This window comes from Nocardia brasiliensis ATCC 700358 (genome assembly GCF_000250675.2).
Taxonomy (GTDB): Bacteria; Actinomycetota; Actinomycetes; order Mycobacteriales; family Mycobacteriaceae; genus Nocardia; species Nocardia brasiliensis_B.
The window spans coordinates 7283441-7307237 of record NC_018681.1; the positions used below are offsets into that span (position 1 = coordinate 7283441).

Genomic DNA, 23797 nt, shown 5'->3' on the forward strand with positions numbered 1-23797 from the left:
ATGACGTGTGCACCGATGGGTGTTTGCCGACATGCGGTACCCGGACACGCGACAGGCGCGCCCGAACGACGTCGGACGCGCCTGTCGCAGCTCAGGCCGCGAGCGGGTGGTCGGCGGGGGTGAGCGGGGCGTCGGAGCCCGCGAGGTAGCGCTGCAAAGTCGAGCGGTCGTCGAGCACCAGCCAGTCGATCGCGTCGGTGAGCTCGCCGCGGCGGGCTTTGGTGGTGACCCCGACCGTGGTGCCGAGGGCGAACGAGGCGTCGCCGGTGGCCGGGACGGGGATGCCGCCGATCTTCACCGTGGCGCGCTCGGCGACCACCGACTCGATCTCGTCGTCGATCGCGATCGCGACGCGGGTGTCGAGACCCGCGCCGAGCCCGAGCAGCAGCCGGCCCAGGCGGTTGGACCAGCGGTCCAGCTCGGCGTAGGTGAGGGCGCAATCGGAGGTGGACGCCACGACCGCGTTCGGATCGACCACGGCGACGGGCCGCGTGAGCGGCAGCAGGCGGAGGTTGTCGGTCTGCGATGCGGTCAGCGTGTACATGATGTCCGTCCCTCGAAGTCTCGGAGAAGAGGTTTCTTGCTTGCCTCTAAATCTCGGCCACGAGGGCGAACTTCGACAGCAACCCAAGCGCTGGACGCTGTCCCTCCCAGGGTGTGCGTTTTTCACCCCAGGGGGTACCGCGGTATCTGGTACCGCGCCGCGGTCAGTCGGTGACGAACCCGTTGAGGGTGCCGGTCAGATCGGTGAGCAGCGCCCGTGCGGCGGTGAGACCGTTGCCGTGCCAGACGGTGTCCTCGACCGCGAAGACCCGCTTGTCGGTCGACGCGCCGAGGTCCTTGAAGGCATCCGAGCGCATCACCTGCTCGCCGTGCTTCTTCCCGTCCGCGCCGGCCAGCAGCACATAGATCAGATCGCCCTCGAGCTTGCCGGCGAACTCGTCGGGCCGCACGTCGAAGGTGGTGCCGCGCTGGGCCTGCGGCCGCTGCACACCCGCGTCCGCGAGGATCTGGCCCGCGAAACTGTTGCTGCCCTGAATCTGGTTGGTATCGCCGGTGAAGCGGAGCACCGACGCCTGCGTCTGGCCGGAGCTGAGCACGTTGCCGGTGTCGGTCGCGGCGGTGCGATAGTCCTCCAGCGCGGCGTCGGCGGCCGCCTTGCGGCCCAAACCGGCTGCGAGCGCGGTGAATTCGGCCTGCCAGCTGTTGTTCGCGCCGACCAGCACGGTGGGCGCGATCGCCTGCAACGCGTCGAAACTCGCGGTGGCCGTGGGGATGTCGCCGATGATGAGGTCCGGACGCAGCTCGGCGATCAGGGCCGGGTTCGGCTGAGCCGCGGTGCCGACACCGGGAATCTTCAGCACGCCGGTGCCGAGATAGGCCGGCTGCGGGCTCGGTCCGTCGATGGTCACCGCGCCGACCACGCGTTCCCACAGCCCGACCGCGCAGGTCGCGTCGAGCGCGGAGGTGGTCAGCACGACGATGCGCTTCGGGTCGGCGGGCACCTCGGAGACGCCCGCGGCGTGGGTCACCGTGCGGGTGCTGCCGTTGGCCGGGTCGGGTGCGCTCGGCAGCGGGCACGCGCGCGTGGTGTCGCGTTCCAGCCCCACGACGCCCGCGCCCGCGATATTGGTCGTGGTGCGCACGATGGTGCTCGCGTCGTCGGTCTTGCTGCACCCCGCCGCGACGACGGTGGCGGCGAGCGCGACGACGGCGGCCAGCCGGCGCCGCGCCACGCGGGCGCTGCCGGATCCGGGAGTAGCTGTGCGGTTTCGGGTACGAACGAAGGCGCTCAGCGGCATGCGGGTGAGGGTACATGCGCCGACCGTTCCGGCGGGGGAGAGGTCACTGCGGCCGCGCGCCGCCCGCCGGAACGGTCGATCCTGCGTTCGCGCCGGTATCGGCATTTCGCGGCCCACCGGATGCCGCCCGCGCTGCCCGGAATCACACTGCGCGGCAGGGGATTCCGGGCCGCTGTACGGCTACCCGGCCTTGTTGCCGCCGAGGTTGAACCGGGCTCCGGTGGCGTCGGTGACCGTCGCCATCCGGCCGAACTCGGCGTCCTGGGCCGGGGACAGTACCGATCCGCCGAGCTCGACCACCTTGGCGACCGACTCGTCCACGTCCGTGGCGCCGAAGTACACGGTCCAGCTCGCGGGCGCGCCCTCGGGCAGGAAAGCCGCAGCGTCCAGCACGCCGCCGAGCATCGGGCTCTGCGCGTGAATGGTGGTGTAGCGGTACCCGGGCCCGTCCGCGACGGCGAACGGGTCCCGCCAGTCGAAGGCCGTGCGATAGAAGTCCAGCGCGGCGTCATAGTCGCGGGTGTGCAGTTCGAACCAGGCGGGCACGCCGTGGTGGTCGCTCCACTGCCCGCCGGTGACCAGCGCGGCGGTCTCGATACCGCCGAAAGTGCCTGCCTGCCAGATGCCGACGCCCGCGCCGCCGATATCGCCGAGCACCGCCATATGACCGATATCGCCGATCGCCATCGTCGGCACGACGACCGTGGCGCCCTGCGCGACCGCCTTCTTCTCCGTCGCCGCGGCGTCCGGGCTGGCCAGGTAGACGGTCCACTGTTCCGGGCTGTCGTCGCCGGCCATCCGGCCCATCCCGCCCGCGACGGCCAGGCCGTTTTTGCGGAAGGTGAGGTAGCCGCCGAACTCGGCGGGCGCGCGATCCACGGTCCAGCCGAAGAGTTCGCGGTAGAACGCGATGCTGCGCTCGGGATCGGAGGTGTAGAGCTCGACCCAACAGGGATCGCCGGGTGCGGGCTGGTTCGGAACGGTCATGGCTGGTCTCCTGGCCTGGGGCGGAACAGTGTCTGCCATAGAGACGGTCGCCGCGCGGCTGACTCATCGGTAGCGTGTTGTGCGGAGTGGTCGGTCCGCCGGACCAGCGCTGTGCTCATCAACGAAATACGACACAGAGTAGGACCCGTGCGGATTGCTGCGGCAGCACGGTTTACGATTCCAGAAGCGCAAGCGAACTGTCGTCTGTTCCGACCCGGGGATGGACGCAAGCAGCGGAGCCTGCGGAGCGACCTAAAGGCACCTTCAGGAGGATCAGTGACTGCGGTAGAGCCCCAGCCAGTCCAGCAGTTGGAAGCGACTCGGCCGTATCCGGCACGGACCGGGCCGAAGGGTTCTTTTCTCTACAAGATGGTCACCACCACCGACCCCAAGGTGCTCGGTGTCATGTACCTGGTGACCGCGATGAGCTTCTTCCTCATCGGTGGTCTGATGGCGCTGATGATGCGCGCCGAACTGGCCCGCCCCGGCCTGCAGTTCCTCTCGCCCGAGCAGTTCAACCAGCTGTTCACCATGCACGGCACGATCATGCTGCTGTTCTACGCGACCGCGATCGTGTTCGGCTTCGCGAACATCGTGCTGCCGCTGCAGATCGGCGCCCCTGACGTCGCCTTCCCGCGCCTGAACGCGTTCAGCTACTGGCTGTACCTGTTCGGCGGCACGATGGCGACCGCGGGCTTCATCACCCCGGGCGGCGCCGCCGACTTCGGCTGGACCGCCTACACCCCGCTCACCGACATCCTGCATTCGCCGGGCGTCGGCGCGGACCTGTGGATCCTCGGTCTGGCCGTCTCGGGTCTGGGCACCATCCTCGGTGGCGTCAACATGCTGACCACCGTCGTCTGCCTGCGTGCCCCCGGCATGACCATGTTCCGGTTGCCGATCTTCACCTGGAACATCGCCGTCACCAGCGTGCTTGTCCTGCTTGCCTTCCCGCTGCTCACCGCCGCCCTGTTCGGCCTGGCCTACGACCGGCACCTCGGCGGCCACATCTACGACCCGGCCACCGGCGGCGTGCTGCTCTACCAGCACCTGTTCTGGTTCTTCGGCCACCCCGAGGTGTACATCATCGCGCTGCCGTTCTTCGGCATCGTGTCCGAGATCTTCCCGGTCTTCTCGCGTAAGCCGATCTTCGGTTACACCACCCTGGTCTACGCGACGCTCGGCATCGCCGCGCTCTCGATCGCGGTGTGGGCGCACCACATGTACGCCACCGGCGCCGTGCTGCTGCCGTACTTCTCGTTCATGACCTTCCTGATCGCCGTCCCGACCGGTGTGAAGTTCTTCAACTGGATCGGCACCATGTGGCGCGGCCAGCTGACCTTCGAGACGCCGATGCTGTGGTCGATCGGCTTCCTGGTGACCTTCCTCTTCGGCGGCCTGTCCGGCGTCATCCTCGCCTCGCCGCCGCTGGACTTCCACGTCACCGACTCGTATTTCGTTGTGGCGCACTTCCATTACGTGCTCTTCGGCACCATCGTGTTCGCCACCTTCGCCGGCATCTACTTCTGGTTCCCGAAGATCACCGGCCGGATGATGGACGAGCGCCTCGGCAAGTGGCACTTCTGGACCACCTTCGTCGGCTTCCACACCACCTTCCTCGTCCAGCACTGGCTGGGTGCCGAGGGCATGCCGCGCCGCTACGCCGACTACCTGCCCAGCGACGGATTCACCACGCTGAACACGATCTCCACCATCGGCGCTTTCATCCTCGGCGCCTCGATGCTGCCGTTCGTGTGGAACGTCTTCAAGAGCTTCCGCTACGGCGAGGTCGTCACCGTGGACGATCCGTGGGGCTACGGCAACTCGCTGGAGTGGGCCACCACCTGCCCGCCGCCGCGGCACAACTTCTACGAGCTGCCGCGGATCCGGTCCGAGCGTCCCGCCTTCGAGCTGCACTACCCGCACATGGTCGAGCGGATGCGGGCCGAGGCGCACGTGGGCTGGGGTTCGGGCAAGCACGCCCACGATGTGCACGAGGGCGCGGTCGCGACCAAGTAGGCACAAGGATTACGACGACGAGTGTGCACCTGCTGGTGACAGCAGGTGCACACTCGTTTCTGCGGGAGCTTGCGCTCACCGCAGGGCATCATCGCCCGGAGCGAAGTGACAACGAGGTCAAGCACAGCGACGGCGCACCACGACCCTGGAGCACATCAGTTGACCGACACCACCGTTCTCGTCACCGTTACCGGACCCGACCGTCCCGGTGTGACGTCCGTGCTGCTCGCCGCGATGTCGCGGCACCACGTGGACCTGCTCGACGTCGAGCAGGTGGTGATCCGCGGCCGGCTGACGCTCGGCGTGCTGGTCACCTGCCCGGGTGACGCCGAGTCACTGCAGGACGAGCTCGAAGAAGCGATGAACACCGTCGGCATGCACGTCGATGTCGAGGTGGACGCGGAGATCGGCAGGCAGCCGATGTCCACCCACGCGGTGGTGGTCCTGGGCGCCCCGGTCACCGCGCACGCGTTCAGCGCGGTGTCGCGGCAGCTCGCCGCGCTCGGCGCGAACATCGACACCATTCGCGGCATCGCCGACTATCCGGTCACCGGAATGGAATTGCTGGTCACCGCGACCGATACCGGGGTCGGCACCGACTCGCGACTGCGTACCGCGCTGGCCGAGATCGCGGTGGCCGAGCAGGTCGACGTCGCGGTCGAGCGGGCCGGCCTGGCCCGGCGGGCCAAGCGCCTCATCGTCTTCGACGTCGACTCGACGCTGATCCAGGGCGAGGTGATCGAGATGCTCGCCGCGCACGCGGGCGTCGAGGAGGAGGTCCGCAAGGTCACCGAATCCGCGATGGCGGGCGAGATCGATTTCGCCGAATCGCTGCGTCAACGCGTCGCGACCCTGGCCGGCCTGGACGAGTCGGTGATCGACGAGGTGGCCGACCGGATCGAGCTGACACCCGGCGCCCGGACCACCATCCGCACGCTGCGCCGGCTCGGCTTCCGCTGCGGTGTGGTGTCGGGCGGGTTCCGTCAGGTGATCGAGCCGCTCGCGCACGAGCTGGAACTGGATTTCGTGCAGGCCAACACGTTGGAGATCATCGGCGGCAAGCTGACCGGCCGCGTGGTCGGCGAGATCGTCGACCGGGCCGCCAAGGCGACCGCGCTGCGCAAGTTCGCCGCCGAGGCGGGCGTGCCGATGGAACAGACCGTCGCGGTCGGGGACGGCGCCAACGACATCGACATGCTCAACGCCGCCGGACTGGGCGTCGCGTTCAACGCCAAGCCCGCGCTGCGCGAGGTCGCAGACGCGGCGCTGTCGCATCCCTACCTGGACGCGGTGCTCTACGTCCTCGGCGTCACCCGGCACGAGGTGGAGGCCGCCGACGCCCGGGACGGTTTGCTCCGGCGCGTGCCGCTGGGCTGAGCGCCGGGTAGCCGGTGTCGATGTCCCGCTCGGGTCGGCATCGTCGGTAGGCTGACGCCGACCATGATCATCAGGCGATCGGAGCTTTCGGTGCGCAAGACTCTGCTGGTGCTGTTAGTCGGGCTGTCGGTCGTCGGATGCGGCAAGGACGACTCTGCCGACGCGAAACCGACGTCCGCGGCGGCGCCGACGTCCGGCTCCGCGTTCTCGGTGCTGAACGCGACGCAGGAGGCCAACGGGCAGGAGCGCCGGCTCACCATCGGGCAGTCGCTGGTGCTGACCCTGCCCGCGAATCCGTCCACCGGCTTCTCCTGGCAGATCTCCGGCCTGGACCCGAATGTGGCTCGGGTGCAAGGCGAACCGACGTTCAAGCAGGATTCGTCGGTGCCGGTGGCGCCCGGTGCGGGCGGCACTTCGGAGTGGACCTTCGTCGGCGAGGGCGCGGGCGTCACGCAACTCACGATGGATTACATGCGCCCGTGGGAGCAGGGAATCGCACCCGCGCAGACGTTTTCGCTGACGATCAAGGTGGAGTGATGTCGAGCATCCCGGAATGCGCGGCCGGAATCCGGGACGAACACGAAAGTCCGGGGCGGACAGTCGAATTCGATGAGGCAGGCTTCCGCGTCCGGCACGCGGAGCTGGCGGCCGGCTACGGCGGCGCGGGCGACCCGGACGATCCGGCCATGGTGCAGGCCATGCAGATCGTGCTGCACCTGCCCAAACAGGACCCGCCACCGCGCAGCGCGTTGCTCGCCGCGGCCGCCGCCGCGACGGTGGCGTTGTGCCTCGACGAACGGGTCGGCCCCGGCGGCGAGTGGGCCGAGCGCTACCTGGCTTGGAAGCGCTCGCGTATCCGCAAGGTGAGCAGGCGAGCCCGCGGCGCCCAGTGGCTCGCCGCGAACGAGGTCGAGGGCGTCACCGTCGAGGTCGACGGGGCGCAGGCCCGCGCGTTCGTCCCCGGACCGGTCGGCGCGGTCGATCCGCGGATCAAGCGGTTGCAGATCGGGGGTACCGACCTCGAGCACGACGATCCCGGTCCCGCCCCGGCGGAACTGCCGGTGCTGTGGGTGAATTCGGCGCTCGGCATGACCCTGGGCAAGGCCGCCGCGCAGGTCGGTCACGCCGGCATGTTGCTGGCGGGTGCGCTGACCGTGGCGCAGGCGCGGTGCTGGGCCGAGCGAGAATTTCGTTGTGCCGTCCGGGAAGCCGACGCGCGACAATGGAAAGTGTTGGCGGATGCGGTCGCACACGGATCGGCAGTGGCCGTGCGCGACGCCGGGTTCACGGAAGTGGCGCCCGGCTCGATGACAGTGATAGCGGTCCCCGCGCAAGCCGGGTGACCGTCCGAAACAGTCGCGAGGGCCGAAGAGGCTTCGGGCGGGCCGAATCGGGGTATCACTCGAGGACGTTGTGCTCTATCTCGCCGGGGCTGCCGAGCGGAGGCTCGAAGACCCAAGGCAACGCGGCTTTGTCGACCGAAGGGATGGACCAGCTATGACGACGCTGCTGGTGATTCTCGCCGTCTGGGTGCTGCTGTCGGTTCCACTGGCCTTCCTCGTGGCGCGACTGCTACACAAGTCGCCCGAGCGGGACGAGCGGCATCCCGGGGCCGAGCACGACGACGACCAGCGGCTACGCGGTCTCTTCGCGCTCGGCCGCAAACGCTGACCCGGCGACACGCGCCACGCACCCCCGCCCGCGTTGGCCAGTGATCCCATGGGTGGGCCAAGATGGACCGCGTGCCACAACCGGATCCGGATCTGCTCATCGATTTCACCGACGTCACTGTTCGCCGTTCGGGCCACACGCTCGTCGGCCCGGTGACCTGGCAGGTCGAGCTCGACGAACGCTGGGTCGTGCTCGGCCCCAACGGCGCGGGCAAGACCTCGCTGCTGCGCATGGCGGCCGCCGAGCTGCATCCCACCTCCGGCGTGGCGCATCTGCTCGGCGAAGTGCTCGGCAAGGTCGACATCAGCGAACTGCGCCCGCGGATCGGCTTGTCCTCCGCGGCCGTGGCCGGCCGGGTGCCGCGCGAGGAGAAGGTCAGCGATCTGGTGGTGTCGGCGGGCTACGCTGTGCTCGGCCGCTGGCGGGAACGCTACGACGACGTCGACACCGACCGCGCCGTCGACATGCTGGAAAGCCTGGGCGCCGAACATCTTTCCGATCGCACCTACGGCACCCTGTCCGAGGGGGAGCGCAAGCGGGTGCTCATCGCCCGCGCGCTCATGACCGATCCGGAACTGCTGCTGCTCGACGAGCCCGCCGCGGGCCTGGACCTGGGGGGTCGCGAAGAACTGGTGGAACGGCTCGGCGATCTGGCCGCCGACCCGGACGCGCCCGCCATCGTGCTGGTCACCCACCACGTCGAGGAGATCCCGCCCGGCTTCACGCACGGCCTGCTGCTCAACGAGGGCGAGGTGATCGCGCAGGGTTTGCTCACCGACGTGCTCACCTCGGAGAACCTCAGCGACGCGTTCCGTCAGTCGATCGCGCTCGATCAGGTGGACGGCCGCTACTTCGCCCGGCGCGCCCGCCGGGCCGGAAAACACCGCACCCGCTGACCGCACCTACCCGTGACAGCGCGTACCGCACGCGGGTTACTGTGCAGGGGTGAGTGAGACAAACACCGCGGCCGGCTCTCAGGTTGCCCCGCCGGTCAAGGATGCGTCGACGGTGCTGCTGGTGCGCGACAGCGCCGAGGGGCCCGAGATCTTCCTGCAGCGCCGGGTCGGCGCGATGGCGTTCGCGGCCGGGATGACCGTGTTCCCCGGCGGCGGCGTCGATCCCACCGACGGCACCGCCGATATCGCCTGGGCCGGACCCGAACCCGCCTGGTGGGCCGAGCGATTCGCGACCACCGAGTCGCGCGCCAAGGCGCTGGTCTGCGCCGCGGTGCGGGAGACCTTCGAGGAATGCGGGGTGCTGCTCGCCGGTCCGACCGCGGACACGGTGGTCTCCGACACCACCGGCTACCGCGCCGCGCGCGGCCGGCTGGAACGTCGCGAACTGTCGCTGGCCGGTTTCCTCGCCGCGGAGAACCTGGTGCTGCGCGCGGATCTGCTTCGGCCGTGGGCGAATTGGATCACCCCGGTGGTCGAGCCGCGCCGCTACGACACCCGGTTCTTCGTCGCGGTGCTGCCCGCCGGGCAGCTGGCCGACGGTGCCACCTCCGAAGCGGCGGAGGTGAATTGGCGTACCGCGGCCGAGGCGCTGCGGCGGTGGCGGGCGGGCACCGACATCCTGCTGCCGCCTACCTGGTCGCAATTGCAGGGACTCAGCGAATTCGGCTCCACCGCAGAGATTCTCGCCGCCGAGCCGGTGATCGAGCCGATCATGCCGGAGCTGGTGGAACAGGACGGGCGGCGGGTGCTGATGTTCCCGGACAACGGGCGCTACCTGACCGACCTGCCGGATCCGAGCAAGCTCAAGGGATCCGTCCGCAAGTGAGGCCACGACCCGGCACCCGGTAGCGTCTGCTCCCATGGCCGAATTCGTGACCCTGGAGCTGCCGGAGGGTGATGCCGCGCGCCGCGTGGCCGTCCTCCGGATCGACCGCCCGCCGTTGAACCTGCTGAATCTGCAGCTGGCGCGCGAACTGGCCGAGGCGGCCGCGGCGGTCGCGACCGACCCGACGGTGGCCGCGGTCATGGTCTACGGCGACGAGCGGGTGTTCTCCGCGGGCGACGATCTGGCCGAACTGGCCGCACTCGGCGAAGGCCAGGCGCGGGCACTGGCCGCGGATCTGCAGGGTCACCTCGGCTGCCTGGCCCGGCTGCCGCAGCCGACGGTCGCGGCGATCAGCGGCTACGGTCTCGGCGCCGGACTCGAGCTCGCGCTGGGCGCGGATCGGCGGATCATCGGCGACAACGTCAAACTCGGCCTGCCGCAGATCAAGGCGGGGCTGATCCCGCTCGCCGGCATCCGGCGGCTCGCGCTGCTGATCGGGCCCGGCCCGGCCAAGGACCTCGTCTATAGCGGCCGGTTCGTCGAGCCGGCCGAGGCGCTGGCGCTCGGTCTGGTCGACGAGGTGGTGCCGCCCGACGACGTGTACACCGCCGGGTTGCGCTGGGCCCAGCAGTTCACCGCGGCCCCGGCCCGGGCGCTCGCCGCGGCCAAGGCGGTGTTCGAGGCGGGCCCGCACGGACTGGATCGCGCACAGACCGAATGGTCTGATCTGTTCGCGACCGAGGACCGCCGGATCGGCACCGAGTCCTACCTGGCGGACGGTCCCGGATCTGCCGCGTTCGTCGGGCACTGAGGCGTGCAGCGGCTCGTCGTCGCGAGCGTTCTGAACAGGGGTTTCCGGAAGATCGCCTGATCGGAACAGGTTGCTGTCCGGCCGCCGGTCCGGCGGGCGTCCGGTTGGGTGGGCCGACGGCAAGATCATCGGTTGACCTTGGGTAGGCTTGGCTGCCATGACGGTACGCCCTGACGACCCCGCGCCGAACCCGCACGCCACCGAGGCCGAGGTCGAAGCAGCGCGCAAGGATACGAAGCTCGCCCAGGTCCTCTACCACGACTGGGAAGCCGAGACCTACGACGACAAATGGTCGATCTCCTATGACGAGCGCTGCATCGAATATGCCCGCGGCCGGTTCGACGCGGCCGTCGGTCCCGCCCCGCTGCCGTACGAGCGCGCCCTCGAACTGGGCTGCGGTACCGGCTTCTTCCTGCTGAACCTGATGCAGGGCGGCGTGGCCAAATCCGGTTCGGTCACCGACCTGTCGCCGGGCATGGTCAAGGTCGCGCTGCGCAACGCGCAGAACCTGGGCCTCGACGTGGACGGCCGGGTCGCCGACGCCGAAACCATCCCGTACGAGGACGACACCTTCGACCTGGTGTGCGGGCACGCGGTGCTGCACCACATCCCGGATGTCGAACTGGCACTGAAGGAATGCCTGCGCGTGCTCAAGCCGGGCGGGCGCTTCGTGTTCGCCGGCGAGCCGACCACCGCGGGCAACTTCTACGCGCGCTGGCTCGGCCGGATCACCTGGAAGGCCACCACCACCGTCACCAAGCTGCCGCAGCTGGCCGGGTGGCGGCGTCCGCAGACCGAGCTCGACGAGTCCTCGCGGGCCGCGGCGCTCGAGGCGGTCGTCGACCTGCACACGTTCGATCCCAGCGACCTGGAGGGCATGGCGCGCTCGGCCGGTGCGATCGAGGTCAAAGCGACCACCGAGGAGTTCGCGGCGGCGCTGTGGGGCTGGCCGGTGCGCACCTTCGAGGCGGCCGTGCCGGACGAGAAGCTCACCATGGGCTACCGGATGGCCATGTACAAGGCGTGGCTGCGGCTGAGCTGGCTGGACGAGAACGTGATGCGCCGCGTGGTGCCCCGCCAGTTCTTCTACAACGCGATGATCACCGGCGTGAAGCCGCACTCCGCCGCCAAGTAGTGGGTTACGGCTTCGGTCGTCCGGATGTCGCCTTCCTCGGCAGCTCGGCGGGTAGCGCCGCGCTGTCCGAGGTGGACCGGCTGGAGCTGACCCCGGCCGCGCTGCTGCGCGATCTGGAACGGGTGCGGCGCGAGCACGGCCCGTGGGCGGCCGCGCTGGTGGAAACGGTGCGGCTGCGGCGCAAGGCGGCCGTCAAGCTCGCCGCCGCGGGGGCGTGGTTGTTCACCGACGACGCTCTGCAGCAGGCGACCCCGACGCTGGTCGCCCGGCATCGCGCCGTCCGCCTGGCCGGGCGTGCCGTGCACGACGTGACCTGTTCGATCGGGGCCGAGCTGGCCGAGCTGGCGCGCGTCTGTCCCGCGGTACTCGGCAGCGACCTCGACGAGGTGCGGCTGGCGATGGCCGCGCACAATCTCGCCGAATCCCGAAATGTGTTGCTGGCCAAGGCGGATGCGCTGGTGCCGGTGAGCAGGGACACCGTGGTGGTCGCGGACCCGGCGCGGCGGGCCGACGGCAAACGGACCCACGATCCCGCGAAGCTGCAACCGCCGCTGCCCGACCTGCTCGCCGCCTACCCCGGGCGCGACCTGGTCGTGAAATGCGCTCCCGGACTGGATTTCGACCGGCTCGACTGGTCCGGTGAGATCGAGGTCGCCTCGCTCGACGGCGCGGTCCGCGAGGCGTGCCTGTGGTCGCGTGGCCTCACCGATCCCGCGATCTGTCGTCGCGCGACCGTACTGTTCTCGGCCGGACCATCTTTCACTCTCACCGACGCGGACCCCGACGATATCCCCGAGCAGGCGCCCGGCGCGTGGCTCATCGATCCCGACGGTGCGGTGGTCCGGGCCGGCCTGGTGCGGCACTACGCCGCGAAACACGGCCTCTGGCAACTGGATCCGCGCATCGCCTATCTCACCGGCGACACCGTCCCGCCGGGCACCCGCGGCTTCCGCATCGTCGACCGCCTCGACTACCGGGAGAAAACCCTGCGCGCCGCACTCCGCGGCCACGACTGCGGCCCACTGGAGATCCTGGTCCGCGGCGTAGACGTCGACCCCGACAAACTCCGCCGCACCCTCAAACCCCAAGGAAGCCAGCCCTTCACGCTGGTCATCACCCGAATCGGCCGCACCCCCACCGCCTTCCTGTGCACGGCCGTCGCGGCTACGCCTCCATCTTCTTGACCACACGCTGCACCGTCAGCCAGGTGCGCGTGGTGATGTCCTTGCCGTACGTCTTGTCCAGCCAGCTCATGAAGTCCGGCGTCTTGCCCGGTTCGCTGTTGTCGACGACGGCGAGAAAGGTGCGGCACGGCTTGTCGTAGCCGACGATGCGGGTCAGCGGATCGGGCTGATCCGGCAGCTTGCCCGGCGCCTTCGCCCCGTCCTTGAGGAAGGTCGCCACCAGATAGGTGCCACGTCCGTGGGTCAGTCCGGGGAACGGGTCGCTGTCGAGCAGCGCGCGCAGTTCGGTGTGGCTGCGGATGATGGTGCCGCCCGGAATCCCGAGTTCCCGATTCAACGCCTGCTGGATCCGGTCTTCCAGCTCGACGATATCGGTGTCGGTGCTGCGGAACACGATGTTGCCGCTGGCCAGCACCGAAGCGACCTTGTCGAACCCGAGTCTTTCGAACACGCCGCGCAACTTGTCGTTGCTCATGTTCTTCCCGCTCGGCGCGATCCCCCGCAACAGCGCGGCGTAGGTGTGCATACCGCAGACGCTACCGAGTGCGGCGGGCCGCAGCGACTAAGCCGTCGTGGTGGCGCCGTTCTTCTTGCGTTCGATGTCCTCGAGCGCGGCGAGATACTTGGCGCGCTCCTCGGCGCCGGCCTCCCAGGCCGCCTTGCGGTTCTTGACCACCTTCGCGGGGGCGCCGACGGCGATGCTGTAGTCGGGGATCTCGCCCTTCACCACCGCGTGCGCGCCGAGCACACAGCCGCGGCCGACCCGGGTTTCGCGCAGCACGGTGACCTTCGCGGCGATCCAGGTGTCGGGGCCGATGCGCACCGGGCTCTTCACGATGCCCTGGTCCTTGATCGGGAGCGTGATGTCGTCCATCTTGTGGTCGAAGTCGCAGATGTAGCACCAGTCGGCGACCAGGGTGGATTCGCCGATCTCGATATCGAGGTAGGTGTTGACGACGTTGTCCTTGCCGAACACCACCTTGTCGCCGATGCGCAGCGAACCCTCGTGGCAGCGGATGGCGTTGCCGTCGCCGATGTGCACCCAGCGGCCGATCTCCATCCGGCCCAGTTCGGGAGTCGCGTGCACCTCCACCCGCTTGCCGAGGAAGACCATGCCGCGCAGCACGATATGCGGGTTGGCCAGCCGGAACTTGAGCAGCCGGTAGTAGCGCACCAGATACCAGGGCGTGTACGCCCGGTTGGCAAGCACCCAGCGCAGCGAGGCCACCGTCAGAAAACGGGCCTGCTGCGGATCCCGGCGGCGCGATCCACGCCAGCGCGAGCGCAACGGCGCGCCCCACATGCTCGTCACGTACGGCTCTCCTGTCCTGGTCCAACGACTGGTCGCGCGCCCCGGCGGCGACGGGGTAGAGCCTAGTTGGCGTGGTCGGACGCAGTCCATCCGCAGGCCACCCGCCCCGGAACCGCACCACTTGACGGACGCGCGGGTGCGGCTCCCGTACAGTGGCTCCGACGCCGGGGGCGGCGTCCCGGAATCCACACGCGTACACCCGAAACCGGGTTGCTGCGCCGACGGTGGGTCGACACCCTTTAGTCTCGTCCGAGCGGAAACGACGACAGGAGTGCAGCAGGTGCGTAGCGGCGGCATACTGGCCAGTTCCCGGTGGCGACCGTCGCGGGTGCGGCTGGCCGCGTCGCTGGCCGCGATCAGCGCGCTGGCCTTGACCGGCTGTGGCACCGACGTCGACGACATCACGGTCGGGCCCGGCAAGGGCTGGCCCGCCGCCTTCCACGACGGTCGCAACGCGGGCACCAGTCCGGTCACCGGTGCCAAGAAGATCGCGCTGAGCTGGTCGCGTCCGATCGGCGGGCCGATCGCCGAGCCGGTCACCATCGGTCCCGACGGGCAGTTCTTCCTGACCACGCTCTCGCGCGACTGCATGCTCTTCTCGGGCCAGATGGCCACCGGCCGCAAGCGCTTCTGCAGCAAGCTCGGTCCGAGCGCGATCTCGGCGCCGAGCGTGGTCGACGGCGCGACCAACGTCTACGTCGGCGACGACGACGCGGTCAACTCCTACAACTATCTCGGGCAGCCTCGCTGGCGGACGCCGATCGGCGGCACCCCGGTGTCGACGCAATTCACCGGTGACGGAAGGCTGTTGGTCGTCACGCAGTCCGGCCAGGTCGATGTGCTGTCCCGGCAGACCGGCGAGCGGACCGTCCCGACCACGCAATTGCTCGGTGAGCCGGACTTCCTGGAGTACCCGAATCTGACCCGTCCGGCGGCCGGGCAGGGGCTCGACGACTGCCGCACCGGCGGACCGCAGTGCCCGGTCGCGAACATCTCCGCCGTCGACGCCGCGAGCGGCCGCTTCTTCGTGACGGTCTGGAAGCCGGGGCATCCCGCCGCGGCGCTCGTCGCACTGCGCTACGCGGACAACAAGATTCAGCAGGAGTGGAGCGCCGAGCTGCTTTCCGGGGGCAGCGGCACCAGCCCGGTGCTGTCCAGCGACGGCAAAACGCTCTACGTCGGCGACAACAGCAAGCGGCTCATCGCGGTGGACACCGCCGACGGCCGCACCAAGTGGGTGCATCAGCTGGAATGGGCTCCACAGGGCGGCTTTTCGGTGTCCGACGCCGGCCTGATCATCCCCGCCGGCGACGACGGCTACCTGCTCGCCCTCCGTGACACCGGTGATGCCGCGGAAACCGTCTGGGAGCGTAAGGATCTCGCCCTGCGTGGCACCCCGGTGCAAACCGCGGGCGGCACCGGTTACACCACCGCCGCGATCGGCGACGGCCTCAACCTGATCACCTTCGACACCAAAACCGGTGCCACCATCGACTCCGATGTCCTGCCCGGCGCCCAGGGCAGCACCACCGGCACCTCCATCGGCCCGAAGGGTGAAGTCCTGGTAGCCACCCGCATCGGCGAACTCTTCACCTTCGAACCCGAGCGCTGACGCTCCGCCGCGCACCTTTTCGCGTGCCGCGCACCTTTTCGTCGGCGAATTGGTGCGCGCGGCGCTAAAAGGTGCGCGGCATTCGCACGATGCGCCCTGTGGGACGCGGACGGTGCGCGGCCCGTGCGACGGCGCGGCGGAAGCGGTCCGCCAAGTTCGTTGTGGTGTCGAGGTCCGGCCAGGTCCAGCGGACGACCTCCCAGCCGAGGTCGCGTAGGTTGTCCTCGCGGAGTTTCTCCTCGTAGACCGTGGTCGCGGGTTCTGTCAGGCTCCCGTCGTACTTCAGTTTGCCGTCGAATTCGCCGATGATGCCCAGTTGCTCGAAGCAGAAGTCGACGCGGGCGACGAATCGACCGGCCGTGTCCAGGATCGTGCTCTGCAATTCCGGGGTCGGCAGATCGAGGTCGGCGAGGACGACACGGCTGCGGGATTCGCCGACGCTTTCGCTGCGTCCGTCGAGTAGTCTGATTGCGCGTGCGGCGGCGCGGAAGCCAGGCCTGCCTTCTGCGTAAGACAGTGCCTGACAGAGGGTTTCGTGCGACAACTGGAAACGGCGTACTGCCGCGTCGCCGACGGCCACGACAGCTTGAAACGCGGCGGTACGTGCGATATCGGCGACGGTGCGTGCCGGTGTGAATGCGCGCAACGGGCCGACCGAAACAACATCCGCCTCTTCGAACGGCGCACAGTGCACATGGAGATGTTTGCGGCGTCGACCACCGCCCGCTCGGTGCCGAGTGACGTGCACGCGATCGAGCGCCAATCCCCACAACGGCAGATCCTGGACCACCGCTGCGGACTGATGGCTGAGGACCGCAGGTGCGGACAGGTGTGCTGCCGCTGCGTGGACGAAGGCGCTGTACCGCTGCTGCCGGTCCAACGTCTCGTACACCTGCGGTGGCAGATAGGAGCCGGGTCGTATCCGGTGCCAGCCGCAACGAGCGGTCAATCTCCGCAACTCGTGGTCGCTGAATCCTTCTGCCAGCGCCTCACTGCGCTGGATCGGTCCGGTGCCCATTCGCCCATCGTGCCTGCCACGCCCCCCGGATCAGCCCCGAAACCGGGTACCTGTGGACAGCCTCGCGCTGTGGATAACGCTCCCGCGTACAAATTGACGTGCCGCGCGCGTGTCAGCCGACGAACTCGCGGGCGTGACGCTGAAAAGCGCGCGGCATTGCTGCGGACCGAACTCGTTGCCCACGGGGCGATTCAGGACGAGGTGCGCTCCGGTGCGCTGTCGTTCGTGGAAAGGATGCCTCGCAGCAGCCGGAGCACAGGGCGGAGTTCGTTTTCGGGTAGCTCATCGATGAGACGGTGAAGCTCTTGACGAATCGAGTGCATGAGCAATCGTAGTGCCGTCTCACGCTGTCTACCGCCGCCCTGAGCATCAGCAACTTCTAGGCGGGTCGGTCCGCATTCCAGCGGCAGCGGGGTCCTGTTCTTGCTGACCCACCGCGAAGAGTCGCGCCTACTTCGGGTCTCGTTCGGGGAGGGGGCGTTCGATGATGGTGGGGCGGCCGAGGGGGTTGCGGACGCGGCGTTTGGCGGCGTGGTAGACCTGGGCGGTTTCGGCGGCGACCACGTCCCAGGCGAAGTCGGCGGTGAGGCGTTCGCGGGCGGCGTAGGCGCGGTCCTGGGCGGCGGCCGGGTCGTCGAGGGTGGCGCGGGCCGCCTCGACCAGGCCGTCGACGTCGGCCGGTTCGAACGAGGCGCCGGTGACGCCGTCGATCACGGCTTCGCCGAGCCCGCCCGCGGTGGAGGTGATCAGCGGGGTGCCCGCGGCGGCGGCTTCGAGCGCGACGATGCCGAAGGGCTCGTACCGGCTCGGCAGCACGATGGCGTCGGCGCCGTGCAGCCAGCCGAGGAGTTCGGTGTGGTCGAGCTGTCCGGCGAAGGTGACCGCGCGGGCCACCCGATGTACCCGGGCGCGTTCGCGCAGCCACTCGAACTGGGTGCCGATCCCGGCGACGGTGAGCGTGGTGCCGGGGTGGGCGCGCCGGATCCGCGGCAGCGCGGCGATCGCGTCCTGCACGCCCTTCTCGTATTCGAGGCGACCGACGTAGAGCAGCCGCGGCGGCCCGGTGCGCGGTGAGCGCGGCCGAAATGTCCAGGCGCCCACGTCGATTCCGTTGCGGATCACCGTCATCGGCACCCGCTCGGGCCCGTAGAGCCGTTCCACCTCGTCCTGCATGGAGGTCGAGCAGGTGATCAGCGCGTCGGATTCGTTGGCCAGCCACCATTCGACCGAATGCACCTGCCGGTTGACCTTGCCCGCGACCCAGCCGCTGTGCCTGCCCGCCTCGGTGGCGTGGATGGTCGAGACCAGCGGCACGTCGTAATACTCGGCCAGCGCGATACCCGGGTGCGCGACCAGCCAGTCGTGCGCGTGCACCACGTCGGGCACCCAGCCGTCACCGATGCCCGGTTTGCCGAGCGCGATCCCCGCACGCACCATGGCGTGCCCCATCGCCAGCGTCCAGGCCAGCATGTCCTCGCCGAAGTCGAACACCGGCGGATCCTCCGCGACGGCCACGACCAGCACCCCCTCGGCGATGAAGGAGTGGGTCGGATGGGTCGAGGAGTCGGTGCCGGACGGCCTGCGCGCGAGCACGACCACTTCGTGGCCCGCCTTGGCCAGTTCGGTCGCCAAGTGGTGCACATGCCTGCCCAACCCGCCGACCACGACCGGCGGGTACTCCCACGACACCATCAAAATCTTCATGCATGTCCTTCTGCGGTGGACCGTTCAACGGGGCCCGATCCTGCGGCGGCGGCGTGCTGGGCAGGCACTGCGACATGTGCTCCGGTTCCGGCGCTCGCGAGCCGCCGGGCGTCCACACCCGGGAACAGTCCGTCAGCCGCCCCCCATCCTGCCGCCAATTGCCGTGCTTTGGCGACTTGGCCCGCGCCGACGGCGGCCGCGATCTCCCGCACGGCGTGCGCGTGCCGGTGTGCGCGGTCGCGCGCGTAGCCCGCGGCGGAGTCCTTGCTGACCATGAAGGCCCAGTCGCTGGACACGGTGAGGATCGCCTCGCGAAGCAACTGGTCGGCAACGTTGTCGCGGAGTCCGCGGCCACCGTCGGCGGCCCGCATCTTGTCGATGGTGTCGAGGGCGAGCCGCACGATGTCGTCGTTGAGTTCCACCAGGTCGCGCACCTGGTCACCGGCCCAGACCCGCCAGTCTTTGCCGGAACCCCACGACGAATCCGCCAAAGGCACAGGCGCACCGACGAATCCGCGTTCCCTGGCGTCGGCGAGCGTGCCGACGGTGACGCCCGCTTCGGGCAGGGCCCGCAACACCTGGGCCAACCACTGCGGACCCTCGTGCCACCAGTGGCCGAACAATTCGGTGTCGAACGCGGCCACCACCAACGCGGGCCGGCCGATCCGCTCGGATTCGCCGATCAGTCGCTCGCGGACCGTCTGGACGAAATCATCCACATCGCGCACCACCGCCGCGGCGGCGAGTTCGGGGTCGTAGGGCGCCTTGTCCGGACCGGCCACCGTCTTGCCGGTGACCCGCGCGGGCTTGAGGCCCGTCGCGTGGTCGTAGTGATGAAAGTCACGGTAGGCGCTCTGCCCGGGATAGCCGGACTTCGGCGACCACACCCGATAGCTGACGTGCAGATCGCGGCCGAACGCGACCACGTCCGACTCGCGAACCGGCCGCCCGAGGGTGGTGTCGCCGCGCAGGGCGGGCCCGTCGACCATGAAATGCGTCACACCCGCGGCGGCGTAGCCCGTCTCCATGCCGGGGGTGTAACCGCATTCGGGCGCCCAGATGCCGGTGGGGGTGTGGCCCCAGCGATGCCGTGCGTCGCCGAGGCCCTCGCTGAGCTGGAACTGACGCAGCCGCGGGTCGAGCAGCGGCTGGAACGGGTGCGCGAGCGGTCCGCCGAGCAGTTCGATGGCGTCGGCGTCGATGAGTTCGCGCCAGACCGGTGCCGCGCCGTGCCGCCAGCGTGTTTCGAAATCCGCGAGCGCCGCTGTGGCCAAACGATGTTCGTGCCGGCCGAGCGCGCGATTGCCCGCCATCGCGGCCTCGTCGGCGCGCAGCTGCCAGTTGCCGAGCCAGTGGTGCATGCCTGCGAGGCAGTGCGGGTCGTCCAGCTGTGCGGCGAGCACCGGCGTGATGCCCAGGCTGAGCAGGTGCGAACGTCCTTCGGCGGCAAGCGTTCTCAGTACTTCCGCGACGGGAAGATAAGAGGCGGCCCAGGATTGGTAGAGCCATTCCTCGCCGACCGGCCAGCGGCCGTGGTGCGCGAGCCAGGGCAGGTGCGAGTGCAGCACCAGGGTGAACTGGCCGGGTACCGCCCCGGTCAAGGCTTCACCGCGATGGCGACCAGGTCGAGGCTCGCGTCGATGTCCTCGGCGAGCAGCACGAAATCGTCGATGGTGACGGCGGCGACGTCGGCGGTCAGCTCGGCCGGCCACGGCTCACCGGCCAGCGCGCGCTCGATCTGGGCGTCGATGAACGAGCCACCGTGCTTGGCGTCCAGCGCTTTCAGGCTCGGGCCGTGGTGCACACCGGTCAGCTCGGCTACCTCGAACCCGGCCTCGACCAGCAGTTCGGTGAGTTCGGCGGCGTTCAGTTCGCGGGTGTGGAACGGGTTGAGCGGGGTATCGCGTCCGGGCGAGAAGGTGATCCGGTTGGGCGTGCTGATCAGCAGTTCGCCGCCGGGTCGCAGCACCCGCAGGCATTCCCGGAGGAATTGGGCTTGATCCCAGAGATGTTCGATCACTTGGAAATTCACGACCACGTCGACCGAGGCGTCGGCGAGCGGCAGTGCGGCGAGATTGCCCTGGATCATCTCGACGCGCGGGTAACGCGCGCGCACGTGTTCGACCGCGCCCGTGTCGTAGTCGACACCGGTGACCTTGGCGGCGACGCCGGCGATCATGTCGGCCCCGTAGCCTTCGCCGGATCCGGCCTCCAGCACGGTTTTTCCGGCGCAGCGGGGCAGCAGTTCGGCGTAGGCGATCTCGTGCCTGCGGAACCAGTAGTTCTCCTCGGCAATGCCGGGCACGGTCCGCTCGCCGGTCAACGGCAGCGGTTCGGCGTTGTTCGTGCCGGAAGTTTGGTCCACTGCGGCAGGGATCACAGCCTCGCTCATCATTCGCACGTTACTGGTACGTCTAGTTGCGAGACACTCGCACCCGCCTCCCGGACCGGCGCACCATATCGCCGGGGCTGGCATTGTGAGAGAGAAGAGGCTAAGTTACCCATGGGTAACTTAGCGTAGGGTAATGTCACGCCCGAGCTACTCACACGGACGTACGGCTCCCGCTCGTGCGACCACCCACACGTGTAACCAGAACAGGAGGTCGACGAAGACCGATGCCGAACATCGTCGTACTCATCAAGCAGGTTCCCGACACCTGGTCCGAGCGCAAGCTGACCGATGGTGACTTCACCCTCGATCGCGAAGCCGCCGACGCCGTCCTCGACGAGATCAACGAGCGCGCCGTCGAAGAAGCGCTGCTGATCAAGGAAGCTCAGGGCGGTGAGGTCACCGTGCTGGCCGCCGGTCCCGACCGTGCCACCGAGGCCATCCGCAAGGCGCTGTCCATGGGCGCCGACAAGGCCATCCACATCAACGACCCGGCGATCCACGGCTCCGACGCCGTGCAGACCGCGTGGGTGCTGGCGAGCGCGCTCGGCCAGGTCGAGGGTGTCGAGCTGGTCATCGCGGGCAACGAGGCGACCGACGGTCGCGCGGGCGCCGTACCGGCCATCATCGCCGAGTACCTGGGCCTGCCGCAGCTGACGCACCTGCGCAAGCTCACCGTCGACGGTGACAAGATCACCGGCGAGCGCGAGACCGACGACGGCGTGTTCAAGCTGGAGGCCACCCTCCCGGCGATCGTCAGCGTCACCGAGAAGATCAACGAGCCGCGCTTCCCGTCCTTCAAGGGCATCATGGCCGCGAAGAAGAAGGAAGTGCAGACCTTCACGCTGGCCGACCTGGGCGTCGACCCGTCGACCGTGGGCGTCGCGAACGCCGGCAGCGCGGTCAGCGCGGCCACCCCGAAGCCGCCGCGCACCGCGGGCGAGAAGATCGCGGACGAGGGCGACGGCGGCACCAAGATCGCCCAGTACCTCGTCGGTCAGAAGATCATCTGATTTCGCGCCGAGACTGCTTAGGAGAGAACACAAATGGCTGAAGTACTTGTGCTCATCGAGCACGCGGACGGTGCGATCAAGAAGGTCAGCACCGAGCTCCTGACCGCCGCCCGCAACCTGGGCACCCCGGCCGCCGTGGTGCTGGGCACCGCGGGCACCGGCGAGAAGCTGGCCGACGCGCTGGCCGCGGCGGGCGCCGAGAAGATCTACATCGCCGAGTCCGACGACGTGGACAACTTCCTGGTCACCCCGAAGGTCGACGTGCTCGCCGGCCTGACCGAGCAGGCCTCGCCTGCCGCCGTCATCGTCGCCGCCTCGGCCGAGGGCAAGGAGGTGTCGGGCCGCCTTGCCGCGCGCATCGGCTCCGGCCTGCTGGTCGACGTGATCGACGTGAAGTCCGACGGCACCGCTGTGCACTCCATCTTCGGTGGCGCGTTCACCGTCGACGCCAAGGCCACCGGCGACGTGCCGGTGATCTCGGTGCGCCCGGGTGCCATCGAGGCGTCCGCGCAGGCCGGCGCCGGTGAGAAGGTCACCGTCGACGTGCCCGCGCAGGAAGACGGCGTGACCAAGGTGACCTCGCGGGAGCCGGTCGTCGCCGGTGACCGTCCGGAACTCACCGAGGCGACCATCGTCGTCTCCGGTGGCCGTGGTGTCGGTTCCGCCGACAACTTCTCGGTCGTCGAGGCGCTGGCCGACTCGCTGGGTGCCGCTGTCGGCGCCTCGCGTGCCGCGGTCGACTCCGGCTACTACCCGGGCCAGTTCCAGGTGGGTCAGACCGGTAAGACGGTCTCGCCGCAGCTCTACATCGCGCTCGGCATCTCCGGTGCCATCCAGCACCGGGCCGGCATGCAGACCTCGAAGACCATCGTCGCGGTCAACAAGGACGAAGAGGCCCCGATCTTCGAGATCGCGGACTACGGCATCGTCGGCGACCTGTTCAACGTGGCGCCGCAGCTGACCGAGGCGGTCAAGACCCACAAGGGCTGATCCCTTTATTCGGCCGAAAGGGCCCCGGGTGCGCACCCGGGGCCCTTTCGCGTTCTCGGCGCCGGGATCAGTTGCGGTGCAACCCGGCGAGCAAGGTGGTGAGGATCGGTGAGCGGCGCACGTCGCTGCGCAGCACCGCCGAGACCGGGATGCGCAGTTTCTGTTCGGCCAGCTTCAGGACGACCAGGCCCTCGGTGGAACTTTCCGCGTAGAGGACGGTCCATGCGTCGGGCCGGTTGATCAATTCGAGCGTCGCGGTGTGGTCGGGCGGGATCGGCGGGCCGAAGGTGGGGCCGGTGGGCAGCTCGGCGAACGCGGACCGAATCACGGTGTGCAACAGCACTTGTTCCTGTTCCGGCGGCAGCAACAGGGGATAGCGGCTCAGGTCGGACAGCGTCACCGTCTCTCGGGTGGCGAGCGGATGCGCGCTGGAGGTCGCGATCACCAGATCCTCTACCCACAACTTCTCCACCTCCAGTCCCGGCTGATCGACGCTGCCGCGGATGAGCGCGAGATCGCAGTCGCCGTCCGCGACCGCGGTGATCCGCTGCCGGAACGGTTTGATCACGAACTCGATCTCGGCCTCCGGGTGTGTCGCTCGCGCGCCGGCGATGGCCGACAGCGATCTGGTCGCGAAGGACATGTTCGCGGCGAGCCGGATGCGCGGGCCCACCGTGCGCACCGCCGCCCGGATCGCCGATTCCAGGCTCAGCATCTGTTTCGCAAGGGGAAGTAGCCGTGCGGTGGCGTCGGTGGGTACCACTGATCTTGTCGAGCGTTCGAACAGTTGCACGCCGAGGTCGCGCTCGAGCCGGGAGATCTGATGGCTGATCGCGGACTGTGAGATAAAGCACCGTGCGGCCGCTCCGCTGAAGCTGAGCTCCTCGCAGACGGCGACGAAGTAGGTGAGCTGCCGTAGTTCCACAGCGCCTCCGATTAATGACGGATCGAGATAAGAGTCATCTGCATTATGCGCCCTGACACCTGAAAT

General features: G+C 69.0%; 23 protein-coding genes. 13 read left to right on the forward strand and 10 right to left on the reverse strand.

Translation table 11 applies throughout. The features are described from left to right. Positions 1–91: 91 nt before the first annotated feature. The 3 genes from O3I_RS32325 to O3I_RS32335 all read right to left on the reverse strand — a co-directional run bounded on the left by O3I_RS32325 (position 92) and on the right by O3I_RS32335 (position 2789). Positions 92–544, reverse strand: coding sequence for an AMP-binding protein (locus O3I_RS32325; protein ID WP_014987232.1), 453 nt, complete (start codon positions 542–544; stop codon positions 92–94). Between the two features lie 163 nt (positions 545–707). After that, entirely contained in the window at positions 708–1802 is a 1095-nt protein-coding gene (locus O3I_RS32330) for an ABC transporter substrate-binding protein (protein WP_063632287.1), read from the reverse strand. A 180-nt stretch (positions 1803–1982) separates the two neighbouring features. Further along, the gene (locus tag O3I_RS32335) at positions 1983–2789 is read right to left on the reverse strand and encodes a VOC family protein (RefSeq protein ID WP_014987234.1); all 807 of its coding nucleotides are present in this window, start codon (positions 2787–2789) and stop codon (positions 1983–1985) included. A gap of 276 nt (positions 2790–3065) precedes the next feature. Between O3I_RS32335 and ctaD the strand changes: the two genes are divergently transcribed. The 10 genes from ctaD to O3I_RS32380 all read left to right on the forward strand — a co-directional run bounded on the left by ctaD (position 3066) and on the right by O3I_RS32380 (position 12768). Further along, on the forward strand, positions 3066–4808 hold the full coding sequence (ctaD, locus tag O3I_RS32340) for a cytochrome c oxidase subunit I (protein WP_029898337.1): 1743 nt from the start codon (positions 3066–3068) through the stop codon (positions 4806–4808). A gap of 159 nt (positions 4809–4967) precedes the next feature. Beyond that, positions 4968–6185: a phosphoserine phosphatase SerB gene (serB, locus tag O3I_RS32345; RefSeq protein WP_014987236.1), complete on the forward strand. Its 1218-nt coding sequence runs from the start codon at positions 4968–4970 to the stop codon at positions 6183–6185. A 63-nt stretch (positions 6186–6248) separates the two neighbouring features. Continuing rightward, positions 6249–6722, forward strand: coding sequence for a protease inhibitor I42 family protein (locus O3I_RS43130; RefSeq protein WP_014987237.1), 474 nt, complete (start codon positions 6249–6251; stop codon positions 6720–6722). After that, positions 6722–7528, forward strand: a complete 807-nt coding sequence (locus O3I_RS32355; protein WP_014987238.1) for an aminoacyl-tRNA hydrolase — start codon at positions 6722–6724, stop codon at positions 7526–7528. The genes O3I_RS43130 and O3I_RS32355 overlap by 1 nt, the downstream gene beginning before the upstream one ends. Positions 7529–7682: 154 nt before the next feature. After that, positions 7683–7856 carry a hypothetical protein gene (locus O3I_RS45100; RefSeq protein WP_014987239.1) on the forward strand — a complete coding sequence of 58 codons (174 nt, stop codon included), beginning with the start codon at positions 7683–7685 and terminating at the stop codon, positions 7854–7856. 62 nt (positions 7857–7918) lie between these two features. Further along, positions 7919–8752 (forward strand): ABC transporter ATP-binding protein, encoded by an 834-nt coding sequence (locus tag O3I_RS32360; RefSeq protein WP_014987240.1) that lies wholly within the window; start codon positions 7919–7921, stop codon positions 8750–8752. A gap of 49 nt (positions 8753–8801) precedes the next feature. Then, a complete protein-coding gene (locus tag O3I_RS32365; RefSeq protein ID WP_041563006.1) occupies positions 8802–9638 on the forward strand; it encodes an NUDIX hydrolase in 837 nt (278 codons plus the stop codon). Positions 9639–9672: 34 nt separating this feature from the next. Beyond that, positions 9673–10449, forward strand: coding sequence for an enoyl-CoA hydratase-related protein (locus O3I_RS32370; RefSeq protein ID WP_014987242.1), 777 nt, complete (start codon positions 9673–9675; stop codon positions 10447–10449). A 157-nt stretch (positions 10450–10606) separates the two neighbouring features. Next, positions 10607–11584 carry a class I SAM-dependent methyltransferase gene (locus O3I_RS32375; RefSeq protein ID WP_014987243.1) on the forward strand — a complete coding sequence of 326 codons (978 nt, stop codon included), beginning with the start codon at positions 10607–10609 and terminating at the stop codon, positions 11582–11584. Continuing rightward, on the forward strand, positions 11584–12768 hold the full coding sequence (locus tag O3I_RS32380) for a class I SAM-dependent methyltransferase (protein ID WP_014987244.1): 1185 nt from the start codon (positions 11584–11586) through the stop codon (positions 12766–12768). Before O3I_RS32375 ends, O3I_RS32380 begins: the two co-directional genes overlap by 1 nt. Here the strand turns inward: O3I_RS32380 and O3I_RS32385 are convergent. Together O3I_RS32385 and O3I_RS32390 are read right to left on the reverse strand one after the other, a co-directional pair. Further along, positions 12749–13294 carry a DUF1697 domain-containing protein gene (locus tag O3I_RS32385; protein WP_014987245.1) on the reverse strand — a complete coding sequence of 182 codons (546 nt, stop codon included), beginning with the start codon at positions 13292–13294 and terminating at the stop codon, positions 12749–12751. The two genes, O3I_RS32380 and O3I_RS32385, sit on opposite strands and share 20 nt — an antisense overlap. 36 nt (positions 13295–13330) lie before the next feature. Next, on the reverse strand, positions 13331–14080 hold the full coding sequence (locus O3I_RS32390; RefSeq protein ID WP_029898358.1) for an acyltransferase: 750 nt from the start codon (positions 14078–14080) through the stop codon (positions 13331–13333). A 271-nt stretch (positions 14081–14351) separates the two neighbouring features. Here O3I_RS32390 and O3I_RS32395 point away from each other — a divergent pair, with 271 nt between their 5' ends. Next, a complete protein-coding gene (locus O3I_RS32395) occupies positions 14352–15692 on the forward strand; it encodes a PQQ-binding-like beta-propeller repeat protein (RefSeq protein ID WP_014987247.1) in 1341 nt (446 codons plus the stop codon). A 64-nt stretch (positions 15693–15756) separates the two neighbouring features. On the opposite strand, the gene O3I_RS32400 is transcribed toward O3I_RS32395, so the two are convergent. The 4 genes from O3I_RS32400 to O3I_RS32415 form a co-directional block, all read right to left on the reverse strand. Further along, on the reverse strand, positions 15757–16710 hold the full coding sequence (locus O3I_RS32400) for a hypothetical protein (protein ID WP_014987248.1): 954 nt from the start codon (positions 16708–16710) through the stop codon (positions 15757–15759). 450 nt (positions 16711–17160) lie between these two features. After that, the gene (locus tag O3I_RS32405) at positions 17161–18414 is read right to left on the reverse strand and encodes a glycosyltransferase family 4 protein (protein WP_014987249.1); all 1254 of its coding nucleotides are present in this window, start codon (positions 18412–18414) and stop codon (positions 17161–17163) included. Further along, a complete protein-coding gene (locus O3I_RS32410) occupies positions 18411–20015 on the reverse strand; it encodes a 1,4-alpha-glucan branching protein domain-containing protein (RefSeq protein WP_014987250.1) in 1605 nt (534 codons plus the stop codon). The genes O3I_RS32405 and O3I_RS32410 overlap by 4 nt, the downstream gene beginning before the upstream one ends. Then, entirely contained in the window at positions 20012–20809 is a 798-nt protein-coding gene (locus O3I_RS32415; protein WP_014987251.1) for a class I SAM-dependent methyltransferase, read from the reverse strand. Before O3I_RS32415 ends, O3I_RS32410 begins: the two co-directional genes overlap by 4 nt. A 221-nt stretch (positions 20810–21030) precedes the next feature. On the opposite strand from O3I_RS32415, the gene O3I_RS32420 reads away from it, so the two are divergent. Together O3I_RS32420 and O3I_RS32425 are read left to right on the forward strand one after the other, a co-directional pair. Continuing rightward, entirely contained in the window at positions 21031–21816 is a 786-nt protein-coding gene (locus tag O3I_RS32420) for an electron transfer flavoprotein subunit beta/FixA family protein (protein WP_014987252.1), read from the forward strand. Positions 21817–21849: 33 nt separating this feature from the next. Continuing rightward, positions 21850–22806 carry an electron transfer flavoprotein subunit alpha/FixB family protein gene (locus O3I_RS32425; protein ID WP_014987253.1) on the forward strand — a complete coding sequence of 319 codons (957 nt, stop codon included), beginning with the start codon at positions 21850–21852 and terminating at the stop codon, positions 22804–22806. 67 nt (positions 22807–22873) lie between these two features. On the opposite strand, the gene O3I_RS32430 is transcribed toward O3I_RS32425, so the two are convergent. Beyond that, positions 22874–23731, reverse strand: a complete 858-nt coding sequence (locus O3I_RS32430; RefSeq protein ID WP_014987254.1) for a LysR family transcriptional regulator — start codon at positions 23729–23731, stop codon at positions 22874–22876. Between the last annotated feature and the right edge of the window lie 66 nt (positions 23732–23797).

Coding starts and splice junctions, on each gene's coding strand:
- O3I_RS32325 (WP_014987232.1), bottom strand. CDS start 544: ATGTACACGCTGACCGCATCGCAGACCGACAACCTCCGCCTGCTGCCG.
- O3I_RS32330 (WP_063632287.1), bottom strand. CDS start 1,802: ATGCCGCTGAGCGCCTTCGTTCGTACCCGAAACCGCACAGCTACTCCC.
- O3I_RS32335 (WP_014987234.1), bottom strand. CDS start 2,789: ATGACCGTTCCGAACCAGCCCGCACCCGGCGATCCCTGTTGGGTCGAG.
- O3I_RS43130 (WP_014987237.1), top strand. CDS start 6,249: ATGATCATCAGGCGATCGGAGCTTTCGGTGCGCAAGACTCTGCTGGTG.
- O3I_RS32355 (WP_014987238.1), top strand. CDS start 6,722: ATGTCGAGCATCCCGGAATGCGCGGCCGGAATCCGGGACGAACACGAA.
- O3I_RS45100 (WP_014987239.1), top strand. CDS start 7,683: ATGACGACGCTGCTGGTGATTCTCGCCGTCTGGGTGCTGCTGTCGGTT.
- O3I_RS32360 (WP_014987240.1), top strand. CDS start 7,919: ATGGACCGCGTGCCACAACCGGATCCGGATCTGCTCATCGATTTCACC.
- O3I_RS32370 (WP_014987242.1), top strand. CDS start 9,673: ATGGCCGAATTCGTGACCCTGGAGCTGCCGGAGGGTGATGCCGCGCGC.
- O3I_RS32375 (WP_014987243.1), top strand. CDS start 10,607: ATGACGGTACGCCCTGACGACCCCGCGCCGAACCCGCACGCCACCGAG.
- O3I_RS32385 (WP_014987245.1), bottom strand. CDS start 13,294: ATGCACACCTACGCCGCGCTGTTGCGGGGGATCGCGCCGAGCGGGAAG.
- O3I_RS32400 (WP_014987248.1), bottom strand. CDS start 16,710: ATGGGCACCGGACCGATCCAGCGCAGTGAGGCGCTGGCAGAAGGATTC.
- O3I_RS32405 (WP_014987249.1), bottom strand. CDS start 18,414: ATGAAGATTTTGATGGTGTCGTGGGAGTACCCGCCGGTCGTGGTCGGC.
- O3I_RS32415 (WP_014987251.1), bottom strand. CDS start 20,809: ATGATGAGCGAGGCTGTGATCCCTGCCGCAGTGGACCAAACTTCCGGC.
- O3I_RS32420 (WP_014987252.1), top strand. CDS start 21,031: ATGCCGAACATCGTCGTACTCATCAAGCAGGTTCCCGACACCTGGTCC.
- O3I_RS32425 (WP_014987253.1), top strand. CDS start 21,850: ATGGCTGAAGTACTTGTGCTCATCGAGCACGCGGACGGTGCGATCAAG.